We start from the raw sequence: 583 nt of genomic DNA, 5'->3' as shown, positions 1-583 counted from the left end.
GGGGGTTCGGGGGCTGGGTCAGTGGCTGGTCCGGTGCCGCGGGCGCCGTCGGCCGGCCCCGGCGCGGGTGCGGGTCACGCCTGTTCCAGGGCGTCCCCGAACTCGCGCAGGGTCTTGCCGTGGTGGCTGCGGGCCAGTTCGTGTCCGACGGCGATGGCGAGGGCGATCGGCCATTCGATGAGGTCGAGGGCGGCGAGGACGCCGAGGCCCGCGAGGTAGGCGAGCTGGTCCCCCGGTGGCAGTTCGAGCCGGTGGTTGCCCAGAGGGAGGGTCATCGCGTCGCCCGAGAGGACGCGTTCGGCCGCGGCGCGGGCGCCGTGGGTCCTGGTGGGCGCTGTGCCGGGGGCTGTCCGGCTTGCTTGCACGGTCATGTCGCATCCCGTTCCACCGGCCGGTGCCGGGCATCCGCTCGATGTCTCCGTCTCTCCTCCCACGCTAGCCCGGTATGCCGTGGTGCCCCACTTCGGATGTCAGTCGGGCGGTGTCAGTCCTGGGTCGTCCTCTTCTTGCGGACGATGCTCAGGGCCGTGGCGCCCAGGACCAGCAGGCTGAGGCCGGTCATGGCGATCAGGGGGGTGGTGTC

The 583-nt window shown here is 72.7% G+C and carries 1 protein-coding gene; it reads right to left on the bottom strand.

From position 1 onward, the window contains the following. Positions 1-74 precede the first annotated feature (74 nt). Positions 75-371 (bottom strand): hypothetical protein, encoded by a 297-nt coding sequence (locus tag C1I97_RS38570; RefSeq protein WP_220040907.1) that lies wholly within the window; start codon positions 369-371, stop codon positions 75-77. Positions 372-583: the final 212 nt, after the last annotated feature.

Origin of the sequence: Streptomyces sp. NTH33 (genome assembly GCF_003236365.1) — a bacterium.
Taxonomy (GTDB): Bacteria; Actinomycetota; Actinomycetes; order Streptomycetales; family Streptomycetaceae; genus Streptomyces.
Note: the sequence above shows the minus strand (reverse complement) of the source record. Positions and strands in the feature narration are given on the sequence as shown.

What these genes read in the sequence shown, in the direction of transcription:
- C1I97_RS38570 (WP_220040907.1), bottom strand. Translation starts at nt 371, where the DNA reads ATGACCGTGCAAGCAAGCCGGACAGCCCCCGGCACAGCGCCCACCAGG.